This is a genomic window from Streptomyces solincola, from assembly GCF_002982015.1.
Classification (GTDB): Bacteria; Actinomycetota; Actinomycetes; order Streptomycetales; family Streptomycetaceae; genus Streptomyces; species Streptomyces solincola.
In genome coordinates, this window is the sequence record NZ_PVLV01000387.1 from 1 (window position 1) to 6,356 (window position 6,356).

General features: G+C 74.9%; 4 protein-coding genes. 3 read left to right on the forward strand and 1 reads right to left on the reverse strand.

Annotated features, from left to right (window positions below; genetic code table 11):
- Window positions 1-78: 78 nt before the first annotated feature.
- From C6N75_RS22535 to C6N75_RS22550, 3 genes are all read left to right on the forward strand, one after another.
- A complete protein-coding gene (locus C6N75_RS22535; RefSeq protein WP_105870723.1) occupies window positions 79-1,128 on the forward strand; it encodes a LacI family DNA-binding transcriptional regulator in 1,050 nt (349 codons plus the stop codon).
- A 162-nt stretch (window positions 1,129-1,290) separates the two neighbouring features.
- Window positions 1,291-2,103, forward strand: coding sequence for a phosphatase PAP2 family protein (locus tag C6N75_RS22540; RefSeq protein WP_407703259.1), 813 nt, complete (start codon window positions 1,291-1,293; stop codon window positions 2,101-2,103).
- 343 nt (window positions 2,104-2,446) lie between these two features.
- Window positions 2,447-3,190: a sporulation protein gene (locus C6N75_RS22550; protein ID WP_105870725.1), complete on the forward strand. Its 744-nt coding sequence runs from the start codon at window positions 2,447-2,449 to the stop codon at window positions 3,188-3,190.
- Window positions 3,191-3,245: 55 nt separating this feature from the next.
- On the opposite strand, the gene C6N75_RS22555 is transcribed toward C6N75_RS22550, so the two are convergent.
- The gene (locus C6N75_RS22555; RefSeq protein WP_105870726.1) at window positions 3,246-6,230 is read right to left on the reverse strand and encodes a bifunctional [glutamine synthetase] adenylyltransferase/[glutamine synthetase]-adenylyl-L-tyrosine phosphorylase; all 2,985 of its coding nucleotides are present in this window, start codon (window positions 6,228-6,230) and stop codon (window positions 3,246-3,248) included.
- Between the last annotated feature and the right edge of the window lie 126 nt (window positions 6,231-6,356).

Below are 6,356 nucleotides of genomic sequence, written 5' to 3' on the forward strand. Positions count from 1 at the left end.
CGAGTGCGGCGAGCACGGACTGACGGGTGGCCGCGGGCTGGTGGGCAAGGGGACGCGCTGCCGGTAGAGTCGCATCCCATGACCGCGCGGCTAGCCGACATCGCAGCCCAGGCGGGGGTCAGCGAAGCCACGGTCAGCCGCGTGCTCAACGGCAAGCCCGGCGTGGCCGCGGCCACCCGTCAGTCCGTGCTCGCCGCACTCGACGTGCTCGGCTACGAACGCCCGGTGCGGCTGCGCCAGCGCAGCGCCGGCCTGGTCGGGCTGATAACCCCGGAGCTGGACAACCCGATCTTCCCCGCGCTCGCCCAGGTCATCGGGCAGGGCCTGACCCGGCAGGGCTACACCCCGGTGCTGGCCACCCAGACCCCGGGCGGCTCCACCGAGGACGAGCTGACCGAGATGCTGGTCGAGCGGGGCGTCTCCGGGATCATCTTCGTCTCCGGGCTGCACGCCGACACCACCGCCGACACCCAGCGCTACGACCAGTTGCGCGGCAAGGGCGTGCCGTACGTCCTGATCAACGGCTACTCGCCCAAGGTGGAGGCGACCTTCGTCTCGCCCGACGACCGGGCCGCGATGCAGTTGGCCGTCACCCACCTCGCCTCCCTCGGCCACACCCGGATCGGGCTGGCGGTGGGCCCCAAGCGGTTCGTGCCGGTGCTCCGCAAGATCGAGGGCTTCGCCCTGGGCATGCAGGCCAAGCTGGGGCTGAGCCCCGAGCAGTGCGAGGAGCTGGTGCAGCACTCCCTCTACACCCTGGAGGGCGGGCAGGCCGCCGCCTCCGCGCTGATCGAGCGCGGCTGCACGGCGGTGGTGTGCGCCAGCGACATGATGGCGCTCGGTGCGATCCGGGCCGCCCGGCAGCGCGGGCTGACCGTGCCGGGGGACGTCTCGGTGGTCGGCTTCGACGACTCCCCGCTCATAGCGTTCACCGACCCGCCGCTGACCACGATCCGCCAGCCGGTGCAGGCGATGGGCCAGGCCGCGGTGCGGGCGCTGCTGGAGGAGATCGGCGGCACCCCGGCTCCGCCGAGCGAGTTCGTCTTCATGCCGGAGCTGGTGGTCCGCGGCTCCACCGCCGCCGGCCCGGGCGGCCGGCGCCCCCGGCTTTCTCAGGGCCGGGAGTAGTACCCCAGGGGGACGGGGGGCGTCGGAGAACCGACTGACGGATGATCGCCCCATCGGACTTCTCTGGCAGACTCTTGCCCCATGGGTGAAGCGACGGTGACGACACGGGAGGGCCGCGAGGCTCCGGGGGCGGAAGCTCCGGCAGCGGGGGCGGAGCCTGCCGTGACGACGCCCGCCGGGACGGTTCCGGACGCCGCGGCGGGCCGCCGGCGGTGGCCGCGCACCCCGCGCCGCCCCCGGATCTGGTTCGAGATCCTGCTGATCGCCGTCAGCTACTGGACGTACTCGCTGATCCGCAACGCGGTGCCCGAGCAGAAGGCGCAGGCGCTGCGGAACGCCGACTGGATCTGGCGCACCGAGCAGAGCCTCGGGCTGGCCTTCGAGAAGAGCGTCAACCACGCCGCGGACTCGGTGACGTGGCTGATCGTGGGCATGAACTACTACTACGCCACCCTGCACTTCGTCGTCACCATCGGCGTGCTGGTCTGGCTGTACCGGTGGCACCCGGGGCGGTACGCGGCCACCCGGCTGGTGCTGTTCTCCACCACCGGCGTCGCCCTGCTCGGCTACTACCTCTACCCGCTGGCCCCGCCGCGCCTGATGACCAGCGAGAAGTTCATCGACACCGTGCTGGTGCACCACACCTGGGGCTCGATGGCCTCGGGCAACCTCAAGCACATGTCCAACCAGTACGCGGCGATGCCGTCCATGCACATCGGCTGGTCGCTGTGGTGCGGGCTGACGATCTTCGCGCTGGCCTCGGCTCCCTGGGCGAGGATCCTCGGGCTGCTGTACCCGACGGCGACGCTGGTGGTCATCGTCGCCACCGCCAACCACTTCTGGCTGGACGCCGTCGGCGGGATGCTCTGCCTCGCCTTCGGCTACGCCCTGGCGTGCGCCTGGTACGGGCGGCTGCCGCACCGACTGGACCGGCAGGCGCCGGTCCCGGCGGCCGCGCTCGTCCGGCAGGCATAGCACCCGTCCGCCCTCGGCGGGCCCGCCCGCGGCACCCTCCCGGTCCGGGGCGGTAGGGCCGCGTTCACCCCCGCCCCGTACGCCGACCCGCACATGAAGTTCTTCAACGCCCAGCGCGGCTATGTGCGCGTCCGGGTCGACCGGGAGCGCTGGCGCACCGACTTCCGGGTCGTCCCCTACGTCACCGGCCCGGCGCCCCGGTGAGCACCCGGGCCAGCGTGGTGGTGGAGGACGGGGTGCCCGGGGTCCAGGTCTGACGCCGCCCCCGGCGCCCCGCGGGGCGGAGGTGACGTAACGTCCTGCCGGGGCGGGCCGATGGGGTCCCCCCGGGAGGGGATCGATCATGGCATTCCGGAAGTTCCTCAGCGCGCTGGGCGTCAACGCGCCGGAGGTGGAGACGGTGGTGGACACCCCCGCGGTCCGCCCCGGGGAGCGGCTCGACTGCACGGTGACCGTGCGCGGCGGCGGCGCGGACGTGGACGTCGAACGGCTCCGCCTGGACCTGGTGGTGCGGGCCGAGGACCGCGAGGCGGACGGCTCCACCGCGTGGCGCAACCCGTACCCGGTCGCCGTGCGGGACCTGGGCGCCTTCCGGCTGCCGGCCGGGGAGACGCTGATCCGGAAGGTCTCCTTCGAGGTGCCCTGGGAGATGCCGCTGACCCGGGCCCGGGGCATCGCGCTGCGCGGCGCGCACGCCGCCGTCCGCACCGAGCTGGCCGTCGACGGGGCGGTCGACAAGGGCGACTTCGACCGGGTCGAGGTGCACGGCCTGCCCGCGCACGACGCCCTGTTCGACGCGTTCGAGGAGCTCGGCTTCGCGCTGCACGAGACCGAGGTCAAGATCGGCGAGTGGACCGCCGTGATGGAGGACCGCCGCACCTCTCCCTGGTGGCAGGAGGTCGACTTCTTCTTCCCCGCCGCCTACGGGCGCGGCCGTACGGAGCTGGAGGCGGTGTTCGTGCCGCGGCCGGACGCGGTGGACGTGCACCCCGGCGGCTACCCGCCGCTGACCCTGGCGTACGCGGAGCTGGACCAGGCCGGCTGGACGGCGGCGGTCGACGCCTGCGTCCGCCGCCACTGGCGCTGACCGGTCGCCGACGGCCGTCGGGGGCGTGGCCGCCCGCCGGCCGTCGGGGCGTGCCCTACCCCCCGTAGAACAGCTCCTCCACCACCGCCCGGGCCCGGCGCGTGGTGCGCCGGTAGTCGTCCAGCATCTCGCCGGCGTGACCGGGGCCGTAGCCCAGGTAGCGGGCGACGGCGCCCAGTTCGCGGCTGTCGGAGGGGAAGGTGTCGCCGGCCCGGCCGCGTACCAGCATCACGCCGTTGCGCACCCGGGTGGCCAGCACCCAGGCGTCGTCCAGGGTCCTGGCGTCCGCCTCGGTGACCAGCCCGGCGTCCGCCGCGGCGGCCAGCGCGCGGCGGGTGCGGGTGGTGCGCAGCGCGGGCAGCTCGTGGCCGTGGAGCATCTGGAGCAGCTGCACGGTCCACTCCACGTCCGACAGGCCGCCGCGGCCGAGCTTGGTGTGCAGGGCGGGGTCGGCGCCGCGGGGCAGCCGTTCGTTCTCCATGCGGGCCTTCAGCCGCCGGATCTCGCGCACCGCGGCCTCGTCCAGGCCCGCCTTCGGGTAGCGCAGCGGGTCGGCGAGGTCGAGGAAGCGGCGGCCCAGCTCCTGGTCGCCGGCCATCGGCTCGGCCCGCAGCAGGGCCTGCGCCTCCCAGCCGAGCGACCAGCGGCGGTAGTAGGCGGCGTAGGAGGCGAGGGTGCGCACCAGCGGTCCGCTGCGGCCCTCCGGGCGCAGGTCGGCGTCGATGAGCAGCGGCGGATCGGCGGTGGGCAGTTGCAGCAGCCGCCGCATCTCGGCGACCACCGCGTTCGCGGCCCGGGCGGCCTCCTGCTCGTCGACGCCTTCGCGGGGCTCGTGGACGAACAGCACGTCGGCGTCGGAGCCGTAGCCCAGCTCGTGGCCGCCGAAGCGGCCCATGCCGATGACGGTGAAGCGGGTGGGCAGGGTGTCGCCCCACTGGGTGCGCACGGCGGCCCGCAGCGCCCCTGCGATGGTGGCGGCGGTCAGGTCGGTGACGGCCTGCCCGACCCGGTCCACCAAGGCGCCCGGGTCGGCCTCGGCGGGGCTGTCCTCGGTGCCGTAGGAGCCGATGATGTCGGCGGCGGTGGTGCGGAACAGCTCCCTGCGCCGTACGCCGCGCACCACCGCGACGGCGACCTCGGCGTCCTCGGCGCGGCCGACCGCGGCCAGCACCTCCGGCTCCAGCTGGGCCCGGTCGCGCGGCCTGAGCCCTTCCGGGGCGCCGAGGATGGCGACCGCCTCCGGGGCGCGCATCAGCAGGTCGGGGGCGAGCCGGCCGGCCGACAGGACCCGGGCGAGGTTCTCCGCGGCGGCGCCCTCGTCGCGCAGCAGCCGGAGGTACCACGGGGTCTTGCCGAGCGCGTCGGACACCTTGCGGAAGTTCAGCAGCCCGGCGTCCGGGTCGGCGGAGTCGGCGAACCAGCCGAGCAGCACCGGCAGCAGGGTGCGCTGGATGGCGGCCTTCCGCGACACCCCGGAGGACAGCGCCTCCAGGTGCCGCAGCGCGCCGGCCGGGTCGGCGTACCCGAGCGCTTCGAGCCGCTGGCCGGCGGCCTTGGCGCTGAGCCGGGTCTCGCCGGGGGCGAGCTGGGCGACGGCGTCCAGCAGCGGCCGGTAGAACAGCTTCTCGTGCAGCCGGCGCACCACCGCCGCGTGCCGCCGCCACTCCCTCTCCAGCGCGGCGACCGGCTCGGTGCGCAGCCCCATGGACCGCGCCAGCCGCCGCAGGTCCCGCTCCTCCTTCGGCACCAGATGGGTGCGGCGCAGCCGGTGCAGCTGGATGCGGTGCTCCATGGTCCGCAGGAAGCGGTACGCCTCGTCGAGCTGCGCGGCGTCGGCGCGGCCGACGTAGCCGCCGGCGGCGAGCGCCCCCAGCGCGACCAGGGTGGTCCCGCTGTGCAGGGTGGAGTCGCTGCGCCCGTGCACCAACTGAAGGAGCTGCACCGCGAACTCCACGTCCCGCAGGCCGCCGGGCCCCAGCTTCAGCTCCCGGTCCAGATGGTGGGCCGGGATGTTGTCCACCACCCGGCGCCGCATCTTCTGCACGTCGGTGACGAAGTTGTCCCGCTCGGCGGCGTGCCACACCAGCGGTGAGACCGCCTCGACGTACGCCGCGCCCAGCTCCTCGTCGCCCGCCACCGGGCGGGCCTTCAGCAGCGCCTGGAACTCCCAGGTCTTGGCCCAGCGCTGGTAGTAGGCGAGGTGGCTGGAGAGCGTGCGCACCAGCGGCCCGTTGCGGCCCTCGGGGCGCAGGTTGGCGTCCACCGGCCAGATGGCGCCCTCGATGGTGGTCTCGGAGCAGATCCGCATCAGGTGGGCGGCGAGCCGGGTGGCGGCCTGGAGCGCCGTGGCCTCCTCCGCGCCGTTGACCGGCTCGCCCACGAAGATCACGTCCACGTCCGAGACGTAGTTCAGCTCGTCGCCGCCGCACTTGCCCATGGCGATCACGGCGAGCCGGCAGAGCGCGGCGTCCTCCGGGGCGGCGAGCCGGGCGAGGGCCAGCGCCCGGCGCAGGGTGGCGGTGGCGAGCGCGGCCAGCTCGGCGGCGGCCTGGGCGACGTCGGTGGTGCCGCACACGTCCCGGGCGGCGATGGCCAGCAGGCAGCGCCGGTAGCCGACCCGCAGCGACACCGGGTCGTCCGCGCCGGCCAGTCCGTGCTCGAACTCGGCGACCCCCGGGTGCAGATCGGCCGACTCGTAGGTGGCCAGCGCCCGCCAGTCGCCCGGGTGCCGGGCCAGGTGGTCGCCCAGCGCCTCCGACGCGCCGAGCACCCCGAACAGCCGGTCCCGCAGCGGCTTGGCGCCGAGCACGGTGTTCAGCAGCTCCCGCCCGCCGTCCTCCTGGGCCTCGGCCAGCTTCACCAGGCCGAGGAGCGCCAGATCCGGATCGGCGGCCCCGCCCAGCGCGTCCAGCAGCACCGGGTCGCCGCGCACCGACGACAGTACCGGCAGCTCCAGCAGCCTCTCGGCGTCCGCCGGGTCGGTGAACCCGTGCCGCAGCAACCGGGTGAAGGTGCTGCTCCTGCGTCCCTGCACCGTCATCGGCGGCCCCTTCCGCTGCCCTGCGTCCACCTGCGCGCGGGCGCGTGCGCACGCCTCCCGACGCACCCGCCGGCCACCGCGCCCCGCGCGCAGGTGGACGCAGGGCAGCGGAAGGGGCCGCCGATG